At 62.0% G+C, this 25,125-nt stretch carries 20 protein-coding genes and 1 tRNA gene; 2 read left to right on the top strand and 19 right to left on the bottom strand.

The genetic code is table 11. The features are described from left to right. Nucleotides 1-1,008, bottom strand: a complete 1,008-nt coding sequence (locus ABID19_RS22460; protein ID WP_354493156.1) for a Gfo/Idh/MocA family protein — start codon at nt 1,006-1,008, stop codon at nt 1-3. A 320-nt stretch (nt 1,009-1,328) separates the two neighbouring features. On the opposite strand from ABID19_RS22460, the gene ABID19_RS22455 reads away from it, so the two are divergent. Continuing rightward, nucleotides 1,329-1,405 (top strand) — tRNA-Met (locus tag ABID19_RS22455). A gap of 830 nt (nt 1,406-2,235) precedes the next feature. On the opposite strand, the gene ABID19_RS22450 is transcribed toward ABID19_RS22455, so the two are convergent. Continuing rightward, nucleotides 2,236-4,323, bottom strand: coding sequence for an oxidoreductase (locus ABID19_RS22450; RefSeq protein WP_354493155.1), 2,088 nt, complete (start codon nt 4,321-4,323; stop codon nt 2,236-2,238). A gap of 274 nt (nt 4,324-4,597) precedes the next feature. Here ABID19_RS22450 and argE point away from each other — a divergent pair, with 274 nt between their 5' ends. Next, the gene (gene argE / locus ABID19_RS22445; RefSeq protein ID WP_354493154.1) at nt 4,598-5,764 is read left to right on the top strand and encodes an acetylornithine deacetylase; all 1,167 of its coding nucleotides are present in this window, start codon (nt 4,598-4,600) and stop codon (nt 5,762-5,764) included. Between the two features lie 75 nt (nt 5,765-5,839). Here the strand turns inward: argE and ABID19_RS22440 are convergent, their stop codons facing one another. From ABID19_RS22440 to ABID19_RS22360, 17 genes are all read right to left on the bottom strand, one after another. Next, nucleotides 5,840-6,775 carry a LysR family transcriptional regulator gene (locus ABID19_RS22440; RefSeq protein WP_091581784.1) on the bottom strand — a complete coding sequence of 312 codons (936 nt, stop codon included), beginning with the start codon at nt 6,773-6,775 and terminating at the stop codon, nt 5,840-5,842. Nucleotides 6,776-6,825: 50 nt separating this feature from the next. Next, a complete protein-coding gene (locus ABID19_RS22435; RefSeq protein WP_354493153.1) occupies nt 6,826-8,316 on the bottom strand; it encodes an aldehyde dehydrogenase in 1,491 nt (496 codons plus the stop codon). A 39-nt stretch (nt 8,317-8,355) separates the two neighbouring features. Next, a complete protein-coding gene (locus tag ABID19_RS22430) occupies nt 8,356-9,030 on the bottom strand; it encodes a DUF1028 domain-containing protein (protein WP_354493152.1) in 675 nt (224 codons plus the stop codon). 4 nt (nt 9,031-9,034) lie between these two features. After that, nucleotides 9,035-9,451: a RidA family protein gene (locus tag ABID19_RS22425; protein WP_354493151.1), complete on the bottom strand. Its 417-nt coding sequence runs from the start codon at nt 9,449-9,451 to the stop codon at nt 9,035-9,037. Between the two features lie 44 nt (nt 9,452-9,495). Next, entirely contained in the window at nt 9,496-10,770 is a 1,275-nt protein-coding gene (locus ABID19_RS22420; protein WP_354493150.1) for a flavin-containing monooxygenase, read from the bottom strand. 146 nt (nt 10,771-10,916) lie between these two features. Further along, entirely contained in the window at nt 10,917-12,521 is a 1,605-nt protein-coding gene (locus ABID19_RS22415; protein ID WP_354493149.1) for a GMC family oxidoreductase, read from the bottom strand. A 10-nt stretch (nt 12,522-12,531) separates the two neighbouring features. Next, entirely contained in the window at nt 12,532-13,335 is an 804-nt protein-coding gene (locus ABID19_RS22410; RefSeq protein ID WP_354493148.1) for an ABC transporter ATP-binding protein, read from the bottom strand. A gap of 13 nt (nt 13,336-13,348) precedes the next feature. Continuing rightward, nucleotides 13,349-14,215 (bottom strand): ABC transporter permease, encoded by an 867-nt coding sequence (locus ABID19_RS22405; protein WP_354493147.1) that lies wholly within the window; start codon nt 14,213-14,215, stop codon nt 13,349-13,351. Nucleotides 14,216-14,294: 79 nt separating this feature from the next. Further along, complete coding sequence (locus tag ABID19_RS22400) at nt 14,295-15,284, bottom strand: ABC transporter substrate-binding protein (RefSeq protein WP_354493146.1); 990 nt, start codon at nt 15,282-15,284, stop codon at nt 14,295-14,297. A gap of 382 nt (nt 15,285-15,666) precedes the next feature. Beyond that, entirely contained in the window at nt 15,667-16,542 is an 876-nt protein-coding gene (locus ABID19_RS22395; RefSeq protein WP_354493145.1) for a beta-keto acid cleavage family enzyme, read from the bottom strand. A gap of 10 nt (nt 16,543-16,552) precedes the next feature. Next, nucleotides 16,553-16,939 carry a RidA family protein gene (locus ABID19_RS22390; RefSeq protein WP_354493144.1) on the bottom strand — a complete coding sequence of 129 codons (387 nt, stop codon included), beginning with the start codon at nt 16,937-16,939 and terminating at the stop codon, nt 16,553-16,555. A gap of 31 nt (nt 16,940-16,970) precedes the next feature. Beyond that, nucleotides 16,971-18,284, bottom strand: a complete 1,314-nt coding sequence (locus ABID19_RS22385) for an aspartate aminotransferase family protein (protein WP_354493143.1) — start codon at nt 18,282-18,284, stop codon at nt 16,971-16,973. 21 nt (nt 18,285-18,305) lie between these two features. Next, on the bottom strand, nt 18,306-20,351 hold the full coding sequence (locus ABID19_RS22380; protein ID WP_354493142.1) for an oxidoreductase: 2,046 nt from the start codon (nt 20,349-20,351) through the stop codon (nt 18,306-18,308). 75 nt (nt 20,352-20,426) lie between these two features. Beyond that, nucleotides 20,427-21,917 (bottom strand): aldehyde dehydrogenase, encoded by a 1,491-nt coding sequence (locus ABID19_RS22375; RefSeq protein ID WP_354493141.1) that lies wholly within the window; start codon nt 21,915-21,917, stop codon nt 20,427-20,429. Nucleotides 21,918-22,142: 225 nt separating this feature from the next. Continuing rightward, nucleotides 22,143-22,949 carry an IclR family transcriptional regulator gene (locus ABID19_RS22370; protein WP_354493140.1) on the bottom strand — a complete coding sequence of 269 codons (807 nt, stop codon included), beginning with the start codon at nt 22,947-22,949 and terminating at the stop codon, nt 22,143-22,145. A 12-nt stretch (nt 22,950-22,961) separates the two neighbouring features. After that, the gene (locus tag ABID19_RS22365; protein WP_354493139.1) at nt 22,962-24,320 is read right to left on the bottom strand and encodes an NAD(P)/FAD-dependent oxidoreductase; all 1,359 of its coding nucleotides are present in this window, start codon (nt 24,318-24,320) and stop codon (nt 22,962-22,964) included. 4 nt (nt 24,321-24,324) lie between these two features. After that, complete coding sequence (locus ABID19_RS22360) at nt 24,325-25,125, bottom strand: ABC transporter permease (RefSeq protein ID WP_354493138.1); 801 nt, start codon at nt 25,123-25,125, stop codon at nt 24,325-24,327.

The following is a 25,125-nucleotide window of genomic DNA, read 5'->3' as shown; positions in this document are numbered from 1 at the left end:
CTATCGGGACGGATCAGGCTCTAACACAGCGGCACTGTTCTCTCGGGAAGACGATCCGGTGTGGGTAATCGTGCCGGCGGTCAGGATGCGCAGCACCCTGATGGCTTCCTCGCCGCTGGTGCGCGGTTCTGCCCGCGTCTCGATACACTGGATGAAATGCTCGAGCTCTCGCGTCAGCGGCATGCCCTTGCCCACCGCCACATAGGACGGCTCATTGGTGGTGAAAGCCCATTGGCCGCTGTCTTGCCATACCGCGTGGCGGTAGACGGCGAGCTTGCGTTCCCACGGCTCGACATCGTCGAACACCGCCATCGCCTTGGTGCCGACCACGGTCAGCCGCCGCTCGCGGTAAGGATTGAGCCGCGATGCGAAGAGATGGCTGCGCAGGCCGTTGGGAAAGCGCATGTGCAGATGTGCGAAATCGCTGAGATTGTCGAGGAGCGCTGCCCCCTCGCCGCGCACCTCGATCGGTTCCGTACCGGTGATGGCGAGAATCATCGACAGATCGTGCGGCGCCAGGTCCCACAGCGCGTCGTTCTCGGTATGGAACTTGCCGAGCCCGAGCCGGTGCGAATGGATATAGCGGACTTCGCCGAGCTCGCCATTGTCGATCAGCGCCTTCAACGTCTCGAAGGCTGGATGAAAGCGCAGCACATGGCCGACCATGAAGACGCGGCCATTGTCGGCGGCGGCCTTCACCGAACGCTTGGCATCCGCCACCGTTAGCGCGATCGGCTTTTCTACCAGCACGTCCTTGCCGCCCTTGACGGCCTTCACCGCCATGTCGGCATGGAATTGCGGCGGCAGCGCCATGACGATGGCGTCGATGTCCTTTCGAGCAAACAGCGCCTCCGGCTCGATCGCCAGACAATCCTGTTCACTGGCGAAGCCTTCGGCGCGGGCGGGGTTGACGTCCGAGACCGCATACAGCGCGCCGAGCGTCTTGAGGGTGCGGATGTGGTTGCTACCCCAGTATCCGCAACCGAGGACTGCAATGCGCGGTTTCATCAATTCCAACTCTAGAATTTCGTGGCCGAGACATAGCGGCGCACTCCGCCGAACTCAACCCCGGCATTTCAGCTCAAATTCCTGCCCGGCAAGGCTTTTCGGCAATTGGAGCGACCCGCGTCCGCTTGGACGCACAAAGTTCGCGCCTCACGACTTTGGACCTTCGCATCGTGCTTTCCGGTATCCGGCCCGAAGCGACAGAATATGCGGCAGCATCGATGCTTGACAGGCTTGGCCTCCCAACCTTATATCCGCCCGACCTTGGCGAACGCTTCGACATGCCTTCTGATTTAAGGTGGATTTCGGGCCTTCGCCGCCCTGGCGGGGTAGCTCAGTTGGTTAGAGCACGGGAATCATAATCCTGGGGTCGGGGGTTCAAGTCCCTCTCCCGCTACCATCGCTCCCCCACTCCTCTGACGCCGTGGGGGAATGCCTCCTCGCCCAGGAGTGCTGTTCGCCGCCCAGCCTCGTGTCACACCACATTGCCGTGTTCTAGGCAGTCTCGACGAATGCATTCGGTACAGCATGGGAAAGTGAGCCGGGTCTTAAGCATTGACTTGGTTGGCTTTCCGCCTCGTTCCGTCCAGTCTATCATTGCAACCGGCAGACGTGGGACCAACTAGTGCTTGGTCGGAAAGAGGGGTTCGAGTCCACATTGTAGGCCACCCCAGATATATACGGCAAAATCAATTAGTTACGTAGGTGCTATGGTGGGCCCGGAGGGTCACCGTTTTCCAGCGGAAATCAATACGTTAGCGGATGGTTCGCCAACCCATATCTCTCGTATGATCTCGTATGGTCTGGCGAACCCGATAACAGCGATTGCGCTTGAATGTCAGCCACGCGCCTGAACGGTCTTCGCGCGATCCGGGACGATCGTCAAAAACAAACCGCCTCGGGCGCTGACCGCGCCGGTCGCGCCCTCCGTCATCTTCAGCGGTTTGGCATCACCAGCCTGCCTGCACGGCGGAGCGTCGATGGCCGCACAGACTCAAGCACAGAAATGCCCTTGGGTGGAACGACGGCGTCCCTGGGCGATGCAGCGGTGTTTTCTGGCGCAGACGAGATGGTCAGTCCGACAATCGTCTGCACTTCCATCCTTAGCAATTCTGGGCACAATTAGAAAGTTTTCAGTATCGTTCCGTACTGTCTTGCGATTAATCCCGACATCAGATTTCGACACGCTAGCGCGAAACACTATCGGCTTGTGGCGGCGTCATTTCCCTATCAAGCCATGCCATCAGCCCAGCCCGCCGCCAAAGCCGTCACTTCACGGCGGAACGGCAGCGCATCACCGATATCGTCTTCGTCCAGTTCGCGCGCGAATCGGTGTCCGGCATAGGTCGCCCAGGCGATCGGACCTGGCGCCTCGGCATCGCCTATGACCTTGATCGAGCGAATGCCATTGTCGGCCCATTCGTCGCGCCGCGCTTTCAGGGTGCGCCAGACCTGGTCGTCCTGTTGGCGCGACGTCACCAGCACCACGGCGTCGGCGGCAATGTCGCGTTCGGCACCGGTGTAGGCGCAGGCGGTGGCAACGCCTCCCGGCACCACGCGCGTCACGGTCCGGTTCAGCACGATCTCGACGCCGAGCTCGGCCAGCCGGCGATGGATGGCGCCTTGCTCCAGCGTGTTGCGGGTCCAGTCGGACACATAGGCGGACGGCGTCACCAGCGTCACCTTCGCGCCCCGGCGCGTCATAAGCTCTGCCAGAACGCCACCCATGTAGTAGTGGTCGTCGTCGAACAACACGACTTTGCCGGTCGGAACTTTTCCGCCCATCAGGTCGTCCGGGGTATAGAGCGGCATGGCTGGGTCCACGGGCATCGGCACGACATGCGCGCGCGCCACGCCGTCGCGGCGCCATGTCGAGCCAGTGGCGATGGCGATGTTCTGGAAGCCGAAGGCGAGGATGTCCTCGGCCGACAATCGGCTTTCGAAATAGACGTCGACATTGGACATCTGGCTGAGCTGATACTGGCGATAGTCGCGTACGCGACCCCAGGCGGAGAGACCAGGCAGGCGGCACTCGCGCGCCACGCGGCCGCCGAGCTCGTTGCCGGCCTCGGCGATCGCCACCTGATAGCCGCGCAGGCCGAGTGCACGGGCGGCCTCGAGCCCGGCGGGACCGGCGCCGACGATCAGCACGCTGTCGCTGTCGCCCTTGGCCTGCATTCGCTCCGGATGCCAGCCCTTGCGCCACTCCTCCATGAAGGTCGGGTTCTGCGTGCAGCGCGAGATCGACATGGTCATGTCACCGGTGATGCAGATGTTGCAGCCGATGCACTCGCGAATGTCCTCGATCCGCCCCTCTTCAACCTTCTTCGGCAGGAAGGGATCGGCGATGGATGGGCGCGCACAGCCGATGAAATCCAGCGTACCGGACTTGATCATCTTCACCATCACATCCGGCGACGTGAAGCGCCCGACGCCGACCACCGGCTTCGAGGTCAGCGTCTTGATTCCTGACACCAAGCTCTCCTGCGCGCCCTCCTCCTTGAACCGCGACGGCCCGGAGCAGTCCTCCCAGGCGCCATGCGCCAAGTCCCAAAGGTCGGGCAGATCGGCATGCATTTCGATCATGTCGCGCACTTCGGAATTGGCGAAGCCAAGCTCGCCGATCATCTCGTCCAGCGACAGCCGCAGCGTCAGGCCGCAAGTGTCGCCGATGGCGTCCCTGCCCTCCTCAATCAGCTCCCGCATCAGCCGCGAGCGGTTTTCCAGCGAGCCGCCATATTCGTCGCTGCGCTGGTTGGTGGCGGTCGACAGGAAGTGCTGGATGACGCCGAAGCCATGCGCGCCGTAGAGACAGACCAGGTCGAAACCCGCCAGCTTGGCGCGTTTGAAGGCATTGCGATGCCAGCGGCGCAGGTCGCGTATATCCTGCTTGTCCATGGCGCGTGCCTGAACCGGGTCATTGGTGAAGGTGCGGATGGGCAAAGCCGACGGTCCGCGCGGCACTTCCTTGGTGTAGAGGTTCGGGCCGTTGATACCGGAATAGGCCAGCTGGATGCCAGCCAGCGCGCCATGCTGGTGCATGGCCTTGGCCATTCTGGCGAGCGCCGGGATATCGGCGTCGTCCCACAGCCTGAGCTCGATGAACGGCGTGATCTCCGAGGTGTGGTGCATCTCGGTCTGCTCGGTGAAGATGACACCCCAGCCGCCTTCCGACTTGATGCGCCGCATCTCGGCCGCGGCCGACGGATCGCGATAGCCGCCGCCATTGCAGTGCGGTACCTGGTAGAAGCGGTTCTTGGCGGTCACCGGACCGATCTTCACAGGTTCGAACAGAATGTCGTAGCGTGGATCACGCATGGTGCTTCCTTCCTGCCAGCGTCGTATCGCGGCATGCGTGGGTTCAAACCTTGACGCAAGCCGATCTGCCCGGTGAGCAGATGCCGTGAACCTACTCATAAGTTGCGGCGCGTGCCGGAAAACTACAGATTTCTTCTGTGCCGATTAGGACGCGCCTAATCAGCCCCCGCCGCCTGGATTAGCATCCGGTGAATCCCGGCTGAGCCAAATGCGACTTCAGCATCGCGGCCACGCGATGCTAGATAGCGTGCACGGCCAATGAGACATACAACGCATGGACAGCATCCGAATCCTTGAAAAGCTGATCGCATTCCCGACGGTGAGCCGCGTTTCGAACCTCGACCTCATCGGCTACGTGACGGAGTTGCTAGCGGCACAGGGCCTTGCATGCCAGATCATCCGCAGCGCGGACGGCCATAAGGCGAACCTTTTCGCCACCATCGGGCCGGCCGACGCTCCCGGCGTCATGCTGTCCGGCCATACCGATGTCGTCCCTATCGACGGCCAGGAATGGACACTGCCGCCTTTCGAGCTGGCCGCGCGAGACGGCAGACTTTACGGCCGCGGCACGGCCGACATGAAGGGTTTCGTGGCATGCGCGCTCGCGGCCTGTCTTAAGGCTTCGAAAATGAGCCTGCAAACGCCCTTGCATCTTGCGCTTTCCTACGACGAAGAGGTCGGCTGCATCGGCGTGCACAGCCTGATCGACATGTTGCAGGCTGCGCCGCATCGGCCATTGCTGTGCATCGTCGGCGAGCCGACCAATATGCAGGTTGCGACCGGCCACAAGGGCAAGCTTGCGGCGCGCGCCATCTGCAGAGGGCGGGAAGGCCATTCGGCGCTGGCCCCCTTGGCACTCAATGCCATTCATCTGGGGTGCGACTTCGTCTCCGCACTGCGCCAAGAACAGCATCGGCTGGCCAGCGATGGCGCGCGCGACGGCGACTATGACATTCCCTACACGACGGTCCATGTCGGCAAGATGAATGCCGGCGTGGCGCTCAACATCGTGCCAAATCTCTGCCAGATCGACTTTGAGATCCGCAACGTCGCGGCCGACAATCCCGACCAAATCCTCGATGGGCTGCGCGCGACGGCAGCGCGCATTGCCGCTGCGGCTTTAACGATCGCGCCAGAGGCGGCCATCGACATCGATATCACCAACACCTACCCAGGGCTGGACACGCCGGCGAACTCGCAGGCCGTAGCCTTCGTCAAATCGTTGACCGGCGCCAACGATACCATCAAGGTTGCCTTCGGCACCGAAGGCGGATTGTTCAGCCGCGACCTCGGCACGCCGACCATCGTGTGCGGACCGGGCTCGATGGCGCAAGGGCACAGACCGGACGAATTCGTCAGCGTCGAACAGATGCGCCGCTGCGACGACATGCTGGACAATCTGCTGCGGCAGCTTGCTGGTCACCGGCTTCAGACTGCCTGATAGGTCGTCGCGGGATCTCTTCGTTTTGACGCAATTCCTGTGGGAAAACCGTTCCACACTTTTCCTAGAATTGCTCTATTCCACGACCCGCCCGCTGCCGAACACGCCCTGTTCGACGACGAAACGGCGGCAATGATCGATGAATGCCTGCACTGTCTGGGTGCGGTGCTCGGCGTTGGGCAATGCAACCCCCATGGTCAGAGGCCGCAAATCCCCCTCCAGGGGCACGAAGACCAGCGGCTTGCCGTCTGGCGCCAGCGTGTTGAGCGGCCGCATGTTGGCGATGCCATAGCCGAAGCCGTTCGCAACCATCGAACGCATTACCGCGATGTCGCCGGTGCGCTCGGCAATGTTCGGCCGGATCCCCCGCGAATGAAAGGCCGAGAGGAAATATTCGCGGCTATATGGCAGGTCGAGCAGCACCATCGGCTCGTCGGCCAGCTCTTCCGGCGTGATGGAAGCCTTGCCGGCGAAGCGGTGCCCCTGTGGCAGCATGACATAGGCCGGCACCAGCATCAGAGGTTCGAACGTCGTGTCCTGCGACAGCTCGAGATCGTAGGTGAGTGCTGCGTCGATTTCGCCTCGCTGCAACATTTCGAGCAACTGCCCCTGGTTGCGTTCGAATTGTCGGAACCGCACCTCGGGATAGGCGCGCTCGAACTTCATGCGCAGGGTCGGCATGACGATCTGCGCGAAGGTCAGCAGGCATCCGACCGCCAGCGGCCCACGCACCTTCTCGGCGATGTCGCCGGCAATATCGTGCAGAGCGTCGGCGTCGGCCAGCAGCCTGGCGGCCTCCTTGAGAAAAACGCGCCCGCCGGCCGTGAGCGACAGGCCATGCGAATGCTTGCGCACAAAAAGCTGGACGCCGAATTCAGCCTCGAGCTGCGCGATGGACGCCGAGATCGAAGGCGGCGAAACATTGACCTGCTCGGCCGCCTTGGTAATGGACCCGGCTTCGCCGACGGCGACGAAATATTCCAGTTGTCTCAGGGTGAAGCGTAGCGGCATGGGCTTCTATGTCGCCGGTTTGGGCGCCGCGATCAAGCGCCCGCGCGGCTTCAGTATTTGATCCATGTCGTTTTCAGCGCGGTGTACTTGTCCAGTGCATGCAGCGACAGGTCGCGGCCAAAGCCCGATTGCTTGACACCGCCGAACGGCGTCATCGGGCTCAGCGCATCGACCGTGTTGACGGAAACCGTGCCGGCGCGCAGCCGGCCGGCGACGCGGTGCGCGCGCGAAAGGCTGTCGGTCCACAGCGATGCGGCCAGCCCGTACGGGCTGTCATTGGCAATGCGGATAGCTTCCTCTTCATCATCGAAGGCAATGACCGAAAGCACCGGTCCGAATATCTCATCCCTAGCAATTGGGTCGTCATGGGCAACATTGTCGAAGATGGTGGGCTGTATGAAGCTGCCGCGGCCGTTGACCGTGACCCGATCGCCGCCGGCGACTAGACGCGCGGTCTTCTTGCCGGCCTCGACGAAGCGCATGACGTTGGCGGCGTGGCGGGCATCGACCATGGCGCCCATTTTCGAGGTCGGGTCGAGCGGATCGCCAGGCTGGGTGGCGGCCGCGCGCTCAGCCAGTCTCTCCACGAAGGCATCCTTGATGCCGCGTTGCACGAGCAGGCGCGAATTGGCCGAACAGACCTCGCCCTGGTTAAAGAAGATGCCGAACGCCGCCATGTCGGCTGCCGCATCGAGATCGCCGCAATCGGCGAAGACCAGGTTCGGGCTCTTGCCGCCGGTTTCGAGCCAGACCTGCTTCATGTTTGACTGACCCGAATACTGCAAGAACATCTTGCCGACCGAGGTCGATCCGGTGAAGGCAAGGCAATCGACATCCATGTGGCGGCCGAGCGCCTGGCCGGCCGTCTCACCAAGGCCAGGCACGACATTGAGCACGCCGGCGGGCAGGCCCGCCTCCATGGCGAGTTCCGCCAGCCTGAGCGCCGAGAAAGGCGACTGCTCGGCCGGCTTCAGCACCACCGAATTGCCCGCCGCCAGCGCGGGCGCACATTTCCAGGTCGCCATGTCGAGCGGGAAATTCCACGGCACCACGGCGCCGATCACGCCGAGCGGCTCGCGCCGCACCAACACCAAATCGCTCCCGCCGGTCGGCGCCACTTCGTCGTAGATCTTGTCGATGGCTTCGCCATACCACTGGAAGATCGCCGCAGAACCCGGGACATCGACAGTCGCAGCATCCGTGACAAGCTTGCCCATGTCGAGCGACTCGAGCAGGGCAAGCTCCTGCAGGTTTTCGCGCAGCAGCCGCGCTAGCCGCAGCATCACCTCTTTGCGGTGCGTCGGGCTCGTGCGTGACCAGACACCGGCCTCGAAACTGCGGCGCGCCACGGCAACGGCAAGATCGATATCCTCCTCGCCGCACGACGCCACCTCGGCAAGTGTTTCGCCGGTGGCCGGATTGATGCTGGCGAAGGTTCTGCCTGACCGCGCGGCAACCGTCTTGCCGTCAATGAACGCCTTGTCGCGAAAACGGATCGCGGACGCCTTGCCGATCCAGTCCTTGTGACTGAGTTCGCTCATGCGGATGCCTCCCCTGTGTGCCGGCTACTCGCGTGCCGGCTACTCGTCGCCCGGCACGCCGTAGCTCGGCGCGTCGGACGGATTGATCGCGCGAGTGACATAGGCATCGAGTTGCAGCTTGTAGCGATCCCACAAAGCCGCCAGTTCCTCGATTGGGCAGCTGTCGCTCCAGTCGCAGCGCAGGTCCGCGACGGGCCATGCGACCTCGCGCACCAGCTTCATTCCAGCCGAGTGGACCGGACCCGCCTCGCCACCCGCCTTCAGCGCGGCGCGCATGGTCGCGATCAGGCGGTCGCCGAGATGCCCTTCCGAGGCGAGGAAGGCTTCGACCATGGCGTGCGGCACGCCGTCATGGGCCAGCATGTTGCCGCCGCAGGCGGCATTGTCCGCACGCGCTTCCGCCCAGATGCCGAGCGCCTTAGGCCCGGAATGGATCGCGGTGGTCCCGGCGGCATCGACGGCCAGCACCTGCCGGTAGTCGCTATAGGCGCCGGTGCGCTTCAGGATGGCGACCGCCTCCGCGGCCGAGGCACCGCGCGCCAACAGTTCGAGCCCCTTGGTGCCGAGCGTCGGATCGGTGACGTTCTGGCTCGCGACCGCCCCCACGCCTGCCTGCGCAAAGGCGCAGCGCGCCGCTACCGCCGGAGAGGAAGACGACACCGCAACGCCGAACATGCCGGTGCGGCTGCACCGCGCGACAATGGAGAAGGTCATGGCATCAGTCCGGAATGACGGCGGTTCCGTCGATCTCGACCAGCCATTCCGGCCGCGCCAGGGCCTGCACGACGAGGCCGGTCGAAACGGGATACACGCCTTTAATGTACTCGCCCATGGTGCGGTAGACCGCCTCGCGATGGCGCACATCGGTGATATAGACGACCACCTTGACCAGGTGCTCCATAGTGCCGCCGCACTCTTCGATAAGCTGCCTGATGTTCTGCATCACCTTGTGCGTCTGCTCAGCCGGATCGTGGCTGTCGATATTCTTGGCCGTTTCGAGATCCTGAGGGCATTGGCCACGCAGATAGACCGTCCGGCCGCCCCACGTGACGACCGCCTGGCACAGATCATTGTCGAGTTTCTGCTCGGGATAGGTGTCCTTGGTGTTGAACTTGCGAATTCTCGTATGCGCCATCTTGGTCTCCATCAGGTCGGGCTGGCAGCTGTCGTCAGCGTCTGTCAGGCGTCCACAAGCTCGCGCCGTGCGGCGGCATGGTAGGCCAGATATTTGCGCTGCGTCGAAATCCGGTCTGCGACATGCTTGGCATCATGCCAGACACCCCAGATGAAACTCGACCCTCTTCGCGACTGCCAAGGCAGGCCGAGAAAATAGATTCCAGGCTCGGTCGAGACGCCGCGCTGATGCCTTGGCCGGCCCTTCTCGTCAAAGGCATCGACCTTCAGCCAGCTGTAGTCGACGGAAAAACCTGTCGCCCAGACGATCGCCGCTATCCCGGCTTCGGCCAGATCGAGCTCACGAAGCGGATTGGTCAAGCAGTCGGGATCCGGGTCGATCCGACGGGCCGTGGGCTCCTGCGGCAGGTCCAGACCGTTGCGGGCAACATAGGCGTCGGCCTCGTCCAGCAGCGACATCAGGTTGGCGTCACCGCGAGCGATGTTCTTCGCCAGGTCGGGCGCGAAAGTCAGCACGCCGTCCTGATATGTCTTGGTCATGCCAACAAGGGTAAGCCCCTGCGCGGCCAGTCGACGGAAATCAATCGTCTCGCCGCCACGCGCGCCGCTCACCGCGATCGTGACATGTTCCGTGCCAGGCCCCGGGGTTTCGAGGTCCCATTTGCCGAGAACGCCAAGCCACCAGCAGAAATCGCGCCCGCGATAGGCGCGTGGCGGGCGGTCGTGCGGGCCGACCGAGAGGTAGACGCGCCGCCCCGAGCGCTGAAGCTCATCGGCGATCTGCACGCCCGACGATCCCGCCCCGACCACCAGCACCGCGCCCTTCGGCAACTGTCCTGGGTTGCGATACGCGCTAGAATGAATCTGCAGAATGCCTACATTGTCGGGGACAAGGGCGGGGATGACCGGGACCTGGAAAGGTCCGGTCGCCGCGACGATGCTGTTGGCTTCGATCACCCCGTCCGACGTCTCGACGCGGAACCCGGGTCGACCGACATTTCTTTGCGCGAGCCTGACCTCGACGCCGCAGCGGATCGGCGCCTTGATCTGCCTTGCATAGGCGGCGAAATAGTCGGCAACCTCTTCCTTGGAGGGAAAGCCGTCAGGACCCGTCACGGGAAATTCCATGCCCGGGAAACGGTCATGCCAGGCCGGCCCATTGGCAACGAGCGAATCCCACCGCTGCGAACGCCAGCGCTCGGCGATCCGGCCACGCTCGAGAACGAGATGCGGCACGCCGCATTTGCTCAGATGCTCAGACATAGCCACCCCCGCCTGGCCACCGCCGACGACAAGCGTGTCTATTTTTTCCACCGACATTTCTGCGTCCTTTCCCCCCAAGAGTTTCTGCGGATGCGAGCAGCTCAGATTGCTGGTGTACTGGAGGGACTCGATAGCGAAAATTACGATTTCACGTGGCAGTGGTTAGCTTGTCCCTAAATGCCCAGGAGGCTGGCAACGAGAGACTACGACAGCATCGCCCTGGCTGCTTTTTCGCCGATCATCATGGACGGCGCATTGGTGTTGCCGCCAATCAGCGTCGGCATGATTGAGGCGTCCGCCACACGCAGATTGTCGTAGCCGCGCACCTTGAGGCCGGCGGGATCGACCACTGCCATGGTGTCGGTGCCCATCTTGGCCGTGCCGACCGGATGATAGACGGTGAGCGCCTCGGCACGCAGATAGGCGAGGATTTCGTTATCGGTGACGACATCGGGTCCCGGCAGGATTTCCGCTCCGCGAATATCGGCAAAGACTGGCGAGGCCAGGATCGAGCGTGCCAGCTTGATGCCTTCACCAAGGGTCAGAGCATCCTGCTCGTCGCTGAAGAAGCGGTGATCAATCAGCACGTTGCGGCGGGTGCCGTCACGCTCAAGCGTGATTTCGCCAACGCTTCCGGGTCTCAGCACGCAGGTGTGCACGGCATAGCCATGGCCATATTCGACGAGCCGGCCGCGATGGCTGCGATAGCCGGGAACAAAGTGGAATTGGACATCGGGAATATCGCCGGCATATTTCGTCTTAGCGAAGCCGCCGGCCTCGACGTAATTGGTCGTCAGCATGCCCTTGCGCCGGACGAAATACTGAAAGGGCGCCACCAGCATCGCCGGCAGATTGGCGAGCGACAGGCCGAGCGTCCTGGTGCTGTTCGACCGCACCGTGATCATGCCGTCGACATGGTCCCGCAAATTCTTGCCGACGCCCGGCACGTTCATGACCGGTTCTACCCCCGCCGCCTTCAGTTCGTCGGCCGGGCCGATGCCGGAAGCAAGCAGGATGCGCGGCGACCCGATCGCGCCTGCGCTGAGCACAACTTCAGCGCGGCAAGACAGCCTTTGGGCTGCTCCGTCCCTGATCACATTGACGCCGGTGACGCGCCCGCTTTCGACTGCCAGGTCAAGCACCTCGACGCCTGACAGGACCTGGAGGTTCGGGCGGCTAAGAACCGGACGAATGAAGGCTGCATAGGCCGAGAAGCGCTCGCCCTTGTTCTGGGTGACGTTATAGATGCCGAGGCCGAATTGGCCATCGCCGTTGAAGTCGCGGTTTTCGGGCAGGCCCACGTCCCGGCCCGCCTCTACCCAGAGGCTGGATACGGCGTTGGGATCACGCGGATTGTCGACCAGCAGTTCGCCGTCGAAGCCGTGATAGGTCGGGTTCTGCGACAGAAGGTTCCGCTCCAGTCTCTTGAACACCGGCAGCACATCGGCATAAGACCAGCCCGCGCAGCCAAGCGCTTCCCACTCATCGTAATCCTGGGCGGCGCCGCGAATATAGACCATGGAATTGATCGAACTCGACCCGCCAAGAAGCTTGCCGCGGTTGACCGGTATGCGGCGGTTGTTGAGCAGCGGCTGCGGCACGCCCTTGTAACCATAGTCGAAGTTCGGATTGCCGTAGAGCGAGAGAATGCCGGCGGGCACACGCACCCTTGTGCGGTCGTCGCTGCCGCCAGCCTCGATCAGGCAGACGCGGTTAGCGAGGTTAGCGCTCAGCCTGTTGGCCAGGACACAACCGGCCGAGCCCGCGCCGATGACGATATAGTCGAATTCCGCCGCCTCGTTGCTCATGCCTTGCCTGCTAGTGCTCTTCGTCTTCGTCGTTCTTCAAGAGCTCGAGGATTTCCCGCTTCATGGCGATAAAGTCTCGCTCCATGACCAGGTCCATGCTGCGCGGACGCGGGAGGCTGACGCGAATTTCCTTCTTGATCTGGCCGGGACGGCCGGACATGACGAGCACCCGGTCCGCCAGCAGGATCGCCTCGTCAATGTCATGCGTGACGAACAGAACCGTTTTCTTGGAATGGTCCCAGATCCTCAGCAAAAGCTTCTGCATTGAGTGCCGGGTCTGGCTGTCGAGCGCTCCGAAGGGTTCGTCCATCAGCAGCACCTGCGGATCGTTGGCGAGCGCACGCGCTATCGCCACGCGCTGCTTCATGCCGCCCGACAGCTGCGAGGGATAATGGTCGGCGAATTTAGCCAGGCCGACCTCTTGGAGAAAATGCTCGACGAGGGCCCTGCGCTCGACCGCCGACATGCCCTTGCGCTTCGGACCGTATTCGACGTTCTGCGCCACGGTGAGCCAGGGAAACAGCGTGTAGGCCTGAAACACCATGCCGCGATCCGGGCCTGGCTCGGTAACCTGCTTGCCGCCAACAGAGATCATGCCGCCGGTGCGCTCCTCGAGGCCGGCAATGAGATAGAGCAGGCTCGATTTGCCGCAGCCGGATGGGCCGACGATCACGCAGAACTCATTGGGCACGACATGGAACGAGATGCCGTCCAGCGCCAGCACGGCGTTGTCGCCCGTGCCGTAGCGCAGGGCCACATTGTCAACGCCGATGTCGGAGGTCTTTGGTTTCGTCGTGAGAGTAAGGGTGTCCATGTCAGCGACCTCCTCAATTGGTCCAGGGAGCGACGAGGCGGCGGATGCCCCGGAACAATTGGTCGGTGCACAGACCAAGGATACCGATCATGGCGATGGCCATGAAGATGACGTCGACCTGAAAGCCGCGCATGGCCTTGAGCGAGATATAGCCAAGCCCGCTGCGCGCGGCGACGAGTTCGGCGACGACGAGATAGGTCCAGGCCCAGCCCATGGTGACGCGCAGCACGTCGAGCACGTTCGGAAGCGTGGCCGGAAAGACGATGTGGAAGACCGTGTCGCCGCGTTTCGTGCCGAGCGTATAGGCTGCGTTGACGAGGTCACGCTGAACGCCGCGCGCGCTGTCGGCGATCATCACCAGCTGCTGGAAGAAGATGCCGAAGATGATGACGGCCACGCGCTGCTCGATGCCGATGCCGATCCACAGGATGAACAGTGGTACGAAGGACGTCACCGGCAGATAGCGGATGAAATTGACGAGCGGATCGAGCGCCGCCTGGACGATGCGGTAGGTGCCCATCGTCAAGCCGAGCGGCACCGCCACGATGCTCGAAATGACGAAACCGATCAGCACCACCTGGACGCTGGCGAGCACATGCTCCCACAAGGAGCCGTCAAGCGCCATCCTGATGGTGGTGGACAAGACGGATTCCGGGCGCGGCAGGAACATTTCCTTGACCGCTCCGGAATAGGTCAGAGTGAACCAGCCGCCGATGACCGCACACCAGACCAGGACGCTGAGCGTGATGGAGAGAGGGCGCGACACGGCCTGAAACGGCGTGGCGACAGCTTTCCAGGCGGATCGGCCGGGCTGATTTTTATCGACGCTCAAGGTCACGACATGGCTGACGGGAGACGTTGCATTCGGTGCCAGTGTCACAGGGAAACCCTTTGGTCTGGATAGACCGCAGACGATAGGCTCGGCCTGCGGTCCAGCGAACTCACTTTGCGAGGCCAGATTACTTTGTCAGGAAGGACGGATCGACGAGGTCGTCGTATTTGATGTCCATCTTGAGCTTGCCGAAGCCGCCCCAGACATCGCCGCCGAGCTTGATCAGCTTGCCGGCTTCACCACTCTCGCCACCAGCGAAGAATTGCGCATTGCGCTCCTTGCCGTAGAAGTTCACGCCCGCGGCGGAGGAGGCGAAGTCCTTCGGATCCTTGAGCCAGCCGCCGACGCCCTTGGCCATCACTTCATAGGCTTTCTCGGGATTTTCCTTGATGAACTCGTTGGCCTTGTAGAGCCCCTTCACCAGCGCCTCGACATCCCCTGGGTTCTTCGTGATGTAGTCGCAGTTCAGCGCCACCACGTCGACGATCAGGCCGGGCGTCTTCGACGAGTCGATCAGGACCTGGCCCTTGTTTTCCTTCTTGGCCAGCGTCAGATGCGGTTCCCAGGTGACGGCAACGGGAATGCGATCGGCCATGAAGGCGGCGGCGGCATCATCCGCCGTCATATTGGTGACCTTCACATCGGCCTGGCTGAGACCGGCCTGCTTGAGCAGGATGTTGAACCAGAACTGCGACACCGAGCCTTCATTCAGCCCGACCTCCATGCCCTTGAGGTCGGCGACACTCTTGACGCTGCTCGCCGCCAGGACACCGTCGCCGCCGTGGCTGTCATCCAGGGCATAGACCGATTTGAAGCAGACATCCTTCGAGCGGTACTTCATGATTTCGTCGATGGTCGAGGCGCTGCCGTCGAGCTCGCCAGCGGCGACGGCCGCCATGTACAGCGATGCTTCCTCGATGATTTCGAGCGAGACATCGAGGCCCCCTTCCTTAAAGTAGCCCATGTCACGCGCAAGGAAGAGCGGGCCGTATCCGACCCAGGTCGTCATGCCCAGCTTCAAGCTGCCGGCTTCGGCGTGGAGGCTCACCGAAAGGGCGCTCAGCGCAATGCCGGCCGCAAGCGCGGCACGGCGAAACTTCGAGATTATTGTCGTCATCACGTTCCCCTGTCTTTTTCTGAGGTCAGGCGCTGTCCGCACCGAAACAACCCGCTTCGGACGCATCGCCGAAGGCTGCCGCCTGACGTTCTTTGTGTTCTCTTTCAGCCGGCGGATGGAGCAAAGCACGCTGTGTGCGATGCACAAATAATGATTTTCGATAATTCTGCTTAGGCTGGGCCTAACCAAGCCCGGCGCTGCCGCGTCTGCGCCACCCACTGGCAGAGCGACAATGCCGGGCCGCAGCCAATTCGAAACATCATCGTTGGAGTGCGCTCGACCAATTGCCTTCTGGCTAACCATCTCAGCGCGCCCAAAGCTATGTACAGTGCTTGCCGCTCGCGGCGGGTTCCGCGCGACGTCACTGCATTCAAGCTACGGGCTAAGCCGTCAAACCGAGCTGAGATCGGGCCGAATCCGCGGTGGCGATAGTCGCGCCGAGGCCTTCCAGCAGCCATTTCGCCTTCGCGACCAGTTCGGCATTACTCTTCACGAGCTCGGTTTTCGACATCCGGATCGTATCCTCCATGCCGATCCGCACATGGCCCCCGAGCAGGTAGGCCTGCATCAACATCGGGTAAGCGGCGCGGCCAATACCAAAGCCCGTCCAGATAGCGTCCTTGGGCAGCATGTTGCGGGCGAACATCATGGTCTCCGGCGTCGTCGCGAAGCCATATTTTACGCCAAGCACAAGGCTTGCGAGCGGCGGACCGCGGAACACCCCGCTGGCGAGAAAATCGTTGAGAAGATTGATGTCTCCGCTGTCGAAAAGCTCGAACTCGGGCCGAACCCCGCAGTCGTAGATGATCTCCGCCATTTTCCTGACGTTGGTTGGCGTGTTGATGACGACCTCGCCGCCGAACGTCATCGTATTGAGATCCAGTGTACAGATGTCGGGCCGTAAATCGCGGATATGCTCGACGCGGCGTTCGGCCGTCACGAAATTCGTCCGCGGACCGGCAATTTTGGGATCCTCTTCACCGGGCTGGAACCGACCACCGGGGCCGGTGGTGATGTTGAGGATCACCTCGGTGTTCTTGGCGCGGATCAGCCGAACGAGTTCGCGGTAGTGATCGAGTTCCATCGACGGCCGGCCGTCGGGGTGGCGAACGTGAAGATGCAGGATTGCCGCGCCAGCATCGGCGGCCTCGAGCGCCGAGCCCGCGATCTGCTGCGGCGTCACCGGCAGATTGGGGTTGTCTTCCGGCCTCGTCAGGCTGCCGGTCACCGCGCAAGTAATGATGGTGTCCTTCGACATGAGGCTTCTCTCAGTTCGTGAGGATGGCTGTGGCGGCGATCTCAACGAGAAGATTCTCGTCGATGAGCGCTCCCGCCTGAACCATCGTCGTTGCCGGTCGAATGTCGCCGAAGATCGCGCCGTGGGCTCTGCCGACGGCTTCCCAATCATTCATGTCGCGAAGAAAAATACGCGTCTCGACGACATCGTCTATCGAGGCGCCGAGTTCGCGCAGGGCAGCGTCGATGCGCTCGAGAACCACGATGGTTTGCCTTTCCGCGTCGCCGGGGTGAAGTGCACCGTCGGGTCCAGAGGCGGAAGTGCCCGATACAACAATGACGTTTCCGGCGCGGACCGCCCTGGAATAGCCGATGGCGGCTCCCCACTTATTGGTCACGTCGACCTTTTGCCTTTTCATGTGCCGCTCCTTGAGTGGTTTGCCTGCCGCGTCATTGCGCGAGGGACAGCAATGCTCGGTCGAAGGCCCGCACTATCTCGTCGATATCCGCATCTTCCATGGCGGTGGAAAACGCCATCAGCCCGTTGCCCGCAATGATCACGCCTTCGTCGAACAGCACCTTGGCGAGGGCCGAAACCCGCGTGGCGCCATCCGCCGCGGCGAATGTGGAACGGTAATCGCTCAAGGGTGCGTCCGTCAGGTGGACGCGGCGCAGCGAGCCCAGCCCGGTAACCTGCCCCTTGATCCCGTGCCGGGTGAAACAGGCGCGAACACCTTGGTCGAAGCGATCGCCGAGCGCCTCGAGCTTCTCGAATGCGGCAGGGGTCAATTCCTCCAGAGCGGCTATCCCGGCCGACATCGACATGGGATTGGCACTGAACGTCCCGCCATGCGGCACCGCCGGCGGGCTTTTGCTCGGATCGAACACCGACATCACTTCCGCACGGCCACCGATAGCGCCGATCGCAAAGCCGCCTCCGATGATCTTGCCGAGCGTGGTAAGGTCGGGTTCGACGTCGAAACGGCCCTGCGCGCCATGGTAGCCAAGGCGAAACGTGATGACCTCGTCGAGGATCAGCAAGGCCCCAAGCTCACGCGTAACGCGCCGCAGCATCGCCAGATATTCGGGCTTTGCCGGGACGAGGCCGGCGCGATTGGGCATGACGTCGACGAGCACGGCGGCAAGGCTGTTGCCGCTGGCGCGCAGGATCGCCTCGGCGATCGGGGTGTTGTTGAAGGGAATGACGACGACATCGTCGAGCACGCCCTGAGGTGTTCCTTTGGCGGTCGGCACCGATCCCGGCCTGTCGACGTCGCCCCAGGTAGCGGGGCTGGCGTCCTGGCTTGTCTCGGCCGGGTCGTAGGTGCCGTGGTAGGCGCCTTCGCATTTGGCAATCTTCGGTCGGCCGGTATAGGCGCGCGCCGCCTTGATCGCGTTCATCACCGCTTCGGTGCCGGAATTCGTATAACGAAGCTGCTCGACGGACGGCAGACGATCGCACAGGATTTCGGACAGCCGGATCTCGCTCTCGGTCGGCATGCCGAAACAGGTTCCGGCTTCGAGCTGCCGTGTCGCCGCCTCGATGATCAGGCGATTGCCATAGCCATGGATCAGAGAGGTGAAATTCCCCAATGCGTCGATCCGGACATGGCCATCGACGTCGGTGATCCGGCAACCGTCGCCACGCTGGGCATAGATTTGGTGCGGTTTGCGAAAGACGGTCGTGCGCGTGTTCCCGCCAGGCATAACCTCGCGGGCACGGGCATAGAGCTTTTCGGAATTTGGTGTCGCGGGTGCTGACATGAGGTCGCTCGTCATCTGGTTCTAGGCGGCAAGGTTGATCCGTTCGCGACGCAAGGTCGGGCCGCTGCTCTCGAATTCCTGCGCAAAACGGTGGCCTGAATAGACGGCCGCATAGATGGCGGCCGGCGCTTCGCAATCTCCAATGCGTGACACCCGGCGCAAGCGCCCCGCCTGTCCCTCCTCGAGACGGCTGGTCAGCGCCGCAAAGAGTTCGTTGCGTGGCAACCGCGCCGTGACGAGAACAAGGGCGTCGGTCTGCCTGTGCCCCTTGGTTCCGGTTCGCGCATCGACGAAGAAGGCCTGGCCTTCATGCGTGCCGGTGAGCGCGGTGTGCGTAACCATCCCGACGCCGCGCTCATGGAGCCGCCTGGCGGTCCGGATGTTTTCGAGTGTGTTGATGGTGAAGGAGGAGACGTCGGCCGCCGGTGTGACCAAGGTGACTTCGTTGCCGGCAAGCGCCAGTTTTTCGGCGAGCACGGCGCCCATGTAGTAATGATCGTCGTCGTAGACGATGATGCGGCCTGACGGGATATTGCCGCCCATGATGTCGTCTGGTGTGAATACAGGCACGTCGGCCGACAGGGCGAGCGGCTTGAACGCCGCGCGTCCAACGCCATCGGCGCGCCATTGCGATCCTGTCGCCAGCACCACCTCGTCGGCGTCGAATTCGAGAATTTCGGCCAATCCGAGATCGCTTTCGAGATACACCCCGACATTGCGGAGTTTGTCGAGCTGGGTGACACGCCAGTCCCGAACCCTCAGCCATTCCCGCAGGCCGGGCAACTCGCCCTCCAGGGTCACGCGACCGCCGAGACGGCTCTGCTGTTCAGCCAGGGTTACCTGATAGCCGCGCTGGCCGAGAGCCCGGGCGCATTCGAGCCCCGCCGGCCCACCGCCGACCACGAGCACGGTCGCGTCGCTTGACTTTGTGGAAATGCGTTCGGGGTGCCAGCCACGCCGCCATTCCTCGCCCATGGTCGGGTTTTGCGTGCAGCGCAGGTTCGTCATGGCAAAATGGCTCGACACGCAGATGTTGCAACCGATGCACTCGCGGATATCCTCGTAGCGACCTTCCTCGATCTTCTTCGGCAGGAAGGGATCCGCGATCGAGGGGCGCGCGGCGCCGATCATGTCGAGCACGCCGCGGCGGATCAGACTTGCCATCGTATCGGGCGAGGTGAAGCGCCCGACACCGACGACCGGTTTGGTGGTGACGCCTTTGATCCCTGTCATGAACGGCTCGTGATCGTTTTCCGATGCGAAGCGCGAGGTCGGCGAATCGTCTGCCCAGGTCCCGACCACGAGGTCCCACAGATCCGGTAGTTCGGCGAGCAGACTGATCGCCTCGATCCCCTCCTCCGCGACCCGAAGCCCCTCCGGGCCAAACAGCTCATCGATGATGAGGCGTACGCTTACGGCGCAGGCGTCACCGCCGCCCTCCCGCGTCACTTCTATCAACTCCTTCAGAAGCCGCACCCGGTTCTGCAACGAGCCGCCATATTCATCGGTACGCTGATTGCGGGGCGAAATGAATTGGAAAGCGATGGTGGAAAAATTGCCGTCGACGTTGAGGATATCGAAGCCGGCCTTTCGCGCCCGCCGCGCGGCCGCCTTCCACCAGCCCAGCAATGCCTTGATATCGGACTTGTCCATGGCGCGAACCTGGACCGGATGGTGTCCGCTGACGGGGCGGTCCATCGGACCGAGCGGCACGTCGCGGGTCATGCGATTGGCATTGTAGTAGGCGGGATAGGCGAGCTGCACGCCGGCGAGCGAACCGTGCTCATGGACCGCTTCGACCATCAGCGCGAGCGGCGGAATGTCGCCATCATCCCACAGCATCTGCAAAACCTCCGGCATGAGGTCGCCGGAGGGATGAACCGAGCAATGCTCGGTGTTGACAACCGCCCATCCGCCTTCGGCCTTGATCCCGCGCATGGCGGCATGGGCTTGCGGTCGTAAATTGCCCATGCCGTTGCAGTGAGGTGTCTGGTAGAACCGGTTGCGGGCGACGACGGGCCCGATCTGTATCGGCTGGAACAGGATATCGAAGCGCGGATCCCGCATACGTGTTTCTTTCTGTACCTCGCGGCAAAGAGCGAGGAGGCATGGTTGGTAAGAGGATGAAGCCCTCGACGATCGCTAGGCGCGGATTTTGATCCAGGTCGCCTTGAGTTCGGTGTATTTATCGATCGCGTGCAGCGATTTGTCCCGTCCGAAGCCTGACTGCTTGTAACCGCCGAAGGGCATCGTAATGTTGCTCTCGTCGAAATTGTTGACCCAGACGGAGCCTGCTCGCAACCGGCGCGCGGTGGACAGCGCGACGTCGATATTGTCGGTCCACACCGCGGCAGCCAGGCCGTAGATGGTATCGTTGGCGAGCGCGACTGCTTCCTCCGCGCCGGAAAAGGAGATGGTGGCGAGCACTGGGCCGAATATCTCCTCCTGTGCAATGCGCATCTTGTTGCTGACATTGTCGAAGACGGTCGGCTCGATGTAGTAGCCGCCGGTCTCGCTAAGGACGCGCTTGCCGCCGGACTTGAGCTCGGCCCCTTCCTTGGAACCGATATCGATGTAGTCGAGCACACGGTCCATTTGAACCTGGCTGACCATGGCGCCAAGCTTCGTGGCCGCATCGAGGGGATCGCCAACCGTAAGCGTTTTCCCGACAGCGATCACCTTGTCGAGGAACTTATCCTTGATCTTGGCGTCGACGAGAAGTCGCGAGCCGGCGTTGCAGACCTCACCTTGATTGAAGAAAATGCCATAGGCAGCCGCTGTCGCGGCCTCGTCCAAATTGCCGCAATCGGCCATGACGATATGCGGGGTTTTGCCGCCGCATTCGAGTGCGACGCGCTTCATGTTCGATTGGGCGGAATAATTCATGAAGAGCTTGCCGACCTCGGTCGAGCCGGTGAACGTCACCGCGTCGACATCCATATGCAGTCCAAGCGCCTTGCCGGCAGTTTCTCCAAGGCCGGTGACAACGTTGAACACGCCATCCGGAATGCCGGCCTCCGCCGCCAGCTCCGCGAGCCTGATCGCGGACAGCGGCGACTGTTCGGCTGGCTTGAGAATGACTGAGTTGCCTGCGGCGAGCGCTGGCCCGAGTTTCCAGCATGCCATCAGCAAAGGAAAGTTCCATGGAACCACCGCAGCCACGACGCCGACAGGCTCGCGCGTGATCATGCCCAGTGCACCGCTGCCGGTCGGAGCAATCTCGTCATAGATTTTGTCGATCGCCTCGGCATACCAGGCGATCGTATTCGCCGATGCCGGCACGTCGACGGACCGTGCGTCGGAGATCGGCTTGCCCATGTTCAAGGTCTCGAGCAAGGCCAGTTCATCACCGTGCTGATGCATCAGATCGGCGAACCGTTGCAGCACTTTCTTGCGCTCGGTCGGCGAGCGCCGCGACCATGAGCCAGCGTCGAAAGCTTTGCGCGCGGAGTGTACGGCAAGGTCGACATCCGCCGCGTCGCACGACGCTATTTGGGCGAGCGTTGTCCCATTGGCGGGATTGATTGCGTCGAACACTCCGCCCGACACCGCGTCGACGAATTTTCCACCGATGAACGCCTGCTTGCGGAGGTTGAGATTTGAGGCGGCTTGGCGCCAGTCGATCACGCTCATGGAATAACCTTTTCTCGATAAATGATACAATAGTTCGATTTACGAGAATGTATCCAATCACCTGTCGACTGTCAACATAAAATCGCTCTTTTAGCCATTTCGATTGCAGTCAAAAGGGCGCGCATTAAGAATACAGGCTGCACTAGCAGTAGCTTTTCTACGATAAATAACAAGAATAGCTCCGCTTTGATTAAAGCAGGGGCGAGCTATAAAAAATTCCTAAATTCAATTAGTACTTTTCAATGTCTGCTGAAATTGTTTCTCAATGAGCTTGGAAAGCTTTTCCGCCATACGTTTGACCAGCGCGACATTGAGGTCTTGGTTGGTGTCGATGATGCCTTGGATGGTTCCTGTCACGCACAGGCTATGCTGTGTACGCTGTCCGTCGATCCTGATCGGGGCGGCGATCGCGGCAAATCCATCCACATCTTCTCCGATGCAATAAGCCACCCCGGTTTTGCGCACGAGTTGCAGCTCGTGCGCGAGAACGTCGAAGTCGACCTTGGTCGACGCCGTGAACCGCTTGAGCGGCTTGTCGAGTACCGAGGCGATGAAGTCCGCATCCTGAAAGGCGAGGATCGCCTTGGCGGAGGCGCCGGCATGGGCCGGGATTTCAAGCCCTGGAACGATGTAAGCCCGGACCAGATTGCCGGGCGCGACCATGTCGAGGCTGCGCACGCTGTCGCCGGCCAGCCGCGCGATGAAGCAGGCCTGGCCGGTCTTTTCGGAAAGTTCTTGCAACGTCGGGCGCGCAACCACCTTGAACCAATCGTCGCTCGCCCCCGAAAAGAGCAGTCTTTCCAGCCGTGGCCCGAGCTTGAAATTGGCCGCCTTTGGGCCGCTCTGTTCGATCAATTCCACATCGGCCAAGCTCTTCATCAGCCTGTAGGCCGAGGCCTTCGGCAGATCGAGCATCTCGCCGACGGCGGTTCCCGATATGCCGCCCGGAAAACCGGCGACGATCTCAAGAATACGCACATAGCGCTCCAAAGGCTTTTCAGCGGCCGCTTTGCTGGTCGGAGTCTTTGCCATGATGTCGGTGCTCTAGCCCCTTGCGATTCGATCATCATGCCAGTCGAAATAGCGCATGGCCAAGGGCACGAACCACGGCGAGCCGTTAAAGAAGGGCGCCGTGGGGAATTTTTCGACATCGAAGGCCGAGGACATGTCTCCCCGTTGAAGAATCCGGGCAGCAAGCTTCTCACCGAAATGCGTTCCAAGAGGGATGCCGGCAAAGTTGTAGCCGAGGGCGAAGAGCACGCCATCCTTCACGCCGATATGGGGCATGAAATCGAAAGTTCCGGCGCATTGCCCGGTCCAGGCCCGGCTGAGACGGACACCTCTAAGGTCTGGCAGGATTTTCACGAGGCGATCGCGAAGCGCACCGGCGAGCGGCGTCGCCGTCGGGCTCGCCGTACCAGTCATGCCGCCGAAAAGAATGCGGCTTGAATCAGGGGCCGGGCGGATGAAATCGATGTTCATCCTGGTGTCGAGATAGGTGCGGCGGCGCGGTATCATCTTGTCGATTGTTTCCGTCGGCAACAGCTCGGTTGCAACGACAAAACCACGGAACGGAATGACCCGCCTTGCGAGCCATTTCAGGTCTCGGCTCGTGTAGCCATTGGTGGCGACGATGACATGAGGAGCAGCGATGTTTCCCCTCGAAGTCCGAACGATCTTCTCCCTCGCACTGTGATCGACGCCCACCACATTGGTAAGAGGGTACAGCCTGACGCCGGCCTCAAGCGCCTTGCGGACGAGGCCAGCGTGATAGAGCCCCGGATGAATCGAACCGAGATCCGGAATGACCGCGCCGCCATGGTAGATGTCGGAGGCTATTTCGGTGCGGACTTCATCTTTCTCGACGACGGAATAATCGAACCCGACGGCCTGGCGGGTCTGTTCGAGCTCTGTGATCAAAGCTCGAAAATGGGCTTTCGAATTGGCGGCAATGAAGCGGCCGCAGGTCTGATAATGGCAATCGATACGCTCACGCTCGACGAAGGCCCGGACACCGCGCAGAGCGGCATCGAGCTCGCGATAGACCTTCACCGCGTATTCGCGCCCCGACCTTTCCGCCAGCCATTCGACGGATCGCTTGAGGGTGCGGCCGACGAAGCCGGCGTTGCGGCGCGCGGCGCCCTCGCCGATCCTCTGCGCGTCGACAACGGCAATGTCGCAGCCCGCGCGGGCCAGATGCAGCGCGGCGACCAGACCCGTAATGCCGCTGCCAATGATGACGACATCGGCCCTGCCGCCAAGGCTGGCCGGTTCAGTGTTCTCGTGGGCGGGGGGCAGCGGCGCCGCCGACCACCAATAAGGCTCCTCGAGATAGTCGTCGGCGAACAATTCGGCTTGCGCAGCATCAATCTTCCCGTTGTCCTGCGACATGACGTGCAGCATCAATTTACCTTTTCTTATTGGGGTTGTAGGCCACAGCCATCATGCAACTCGTCAGTATGATCATCACCGCGGCGGCGGCCAGGATCGTGGGATCGAGTTGTTCGCGTAGTCCCGTGAACATTTGCTTCGGAAGCGTACGCTGCTGAGGCCCGGCAATAAACAGCACCATCACCACTTCGTCGAATGACGAGGCGAAGGCGAAGATCGCTCCCGCCGCTACACCTGGCGCTATTATGGGAAGCATCACCGTCCGAAATGCCGTCACGCGGCCGGCACCGAGACCTGCCGCAGCCCGCATCAGATTGAAGTCGAAGCGCGTCAGCGTCGCCGTAACCGTGATGACGACGAAAGGCGAGGCCAGGATGGTGTGGGCAATTACGACGCCGGCATAGGAATAGTTGAGGCCGAGCGGCGAAAAGAAAATGAACAGCCCGAGGCCGAGCACCACGACAGGAACGATCATTGGCGAGATGGCCAACGCCATCACGGCGGTTCGGAAAGGAAACCGCGGATTGACAAGCCCGATGGCCGCGAGCGTGCCCAAGGTCGTGGCCAGGATGGTCGTCGCAACCGCGATCACCAGACTGTTGACCATTGCCCCGGTCCACAGAGGCGAGGAAAAGAGCTGCTCGAACCAACGAAGGGACAGCGCACGGAATGGATAGGTGAACCAGGGATCAGCATTGAGCGAGATTGGAAGAGCGACCGCCAGCGGCAGCACCAGCAGCGCCAGGATGATCCCCACAAACGCATAGAGCGGTATCCGAATGTAGGCCGGAAACTCGGAATAGACGCGGCGACCCAT

The sequence above is a fragment of the Mesorhizobium robiniae genome, assembly GCF_040545535.1.
GTDB lineage: Bacteria > Pseudomonadota > Alphaproteobacteria > Rhizobiales > Rhizobiaceae > Mesorhizobium > Mesorhizobium robiniae.
Note: the sequence above shows the minus strand (reverse complement) of the source record. Positions and strands in the feature narration are given on the sequence as shown.

Bases quoted from the DNA above. Each gene is read 5' to 3' on its own strand.
- ABID19_RS22440 (WP_091581784.1), bottom strand. From the start codon at position 6,775: ATGCCGCTACGCTTCACCCTGAGACAACTGGAATATTTCGTCGCCGTC.
- ABID19_RS22365 (WP_354493139.1), bottom strand. From the start codon at position 24,320: ATGCTGCACGTCATGTCGCAGGACAACGGGAAGATTGATGCTGCGCAA.
- ABID19_RS22420 (WP_354493150.1), bottom strand. From the start codon at position 10,770: ATGTCGGTGGAAAAAATAGACACGCTTGTCGTCGGCGGTGGCCAGGCG.
- ABID19_RS22360 (WP_354493138.1), bottom strand. From the start codon at position 25,125: ATGGGTCGCCGCGTCTATTCCGAGTTTCCGGCCTACATTCGGATACCG.
- ABID19_RS22390 (WP_354493144.1), bottom strand. From the start codon at position 16,939: ATGAAAAGGCAAAAGGTCGACGTGACCAATAAGTGGGGAGCCGCCATC.
- ABID19_RS22410 (WP_354493148.1), bottom strand. From the start codon at position 13,335: ATGGACACCCTTACTCTCACGACGAAACCAAAGACCTCCGACATCGGC.
- ABID19_RS22375 (WP_354493141.1), bottom strand. From the start codon at position 21,917: ATGAGCGTGATCGACTGGCGCCAAGCCGCCTCAAATCTCAACCTCCGC.
- ABID19_RS22370 (WP_354493140.1), bottom strand. From the start codon at position 22,949: ATGGCAAAGACTCCGACCAGCAAAGCGGCCGCTGAAAAGCCTTTGGAG.
- ABID19_RS22425 (WP_354493151.1), bottom strand. From the start codon at position 9,451: ATGGCGCATACGAGAATTCGCAAGTTCAACACCAAGGACACCTATCCC.
- ABID19_RS22435 (WP_354493153.1), bottom strand. From the start codon at position 8,316: ATGAGCGAACTCAGTCACAAGGACTGGATCGGCAAGGCGTCCGCGATC.
- argE (WP_354493154.1), top strand. From the start codon at position 4,598: ATGGACAGCATCCGAATCCTTGAAAAGCTGATCGCATTCCCGACGGTG.
- ABID19_RS22395 (WP_354493145.1), bottom strand. From the start codon at position 16,542: ATGTCGAAGGACACCATCATTACTTGCGCGGTGACCGGCAGCCTGACG.
- ABID19_RS22400 (WP_354493146.1), bottom strand. From the start codon at position 15,284: ATGACGACAATAATCTCGAAGTTTCGCCGTGCCGCGCTTGCGGCCGGC.
- ABID19_RS22380 (WP_354493142.1), bottom strand. From the start codon at position 20,351: ATGCGGGATCCGCGCTTCGATATCCTGTTCCAGCCGATACAGATCGGG.
- ABID19_RS22460 (WP_354493156.1), bottom strand. From the start codon at position 1,008: ATGAAACCGCGCATTGCAGTCCTCGGTTGCGGATACTGGGGTAGCAAC.
- ABID19_RS22385 (WP_354493143.1), bottom strand. From the start codon at position 18,284: ATGTCAGCACCCGCGACACCAAATTCCGAAAAGCTCTATGCCCGTGCC.
- ABID19_RS22415 (WP_354493149.1), bottom strand. From the start codon at position 12,521: ATGAGCAACGAGGCGGCGGAATTCGACTATATCGTCATCGGCGCGGGC.
- ABID19_RS22450 (WP_354493155.1), bottom strand. From the start codon at position 4,323: ATGCGTGATCCACGCTACGACATTCTGTTCGAACCTGTGAAGATCGGT.
- ABID19_RS22430 (WP_354493152.1), bottom strand. From the start codon at position 9,030: ATGACCTTCTCCATTGTCGCGCGGTGCAGCCGCACCGGCATGTTCGGC.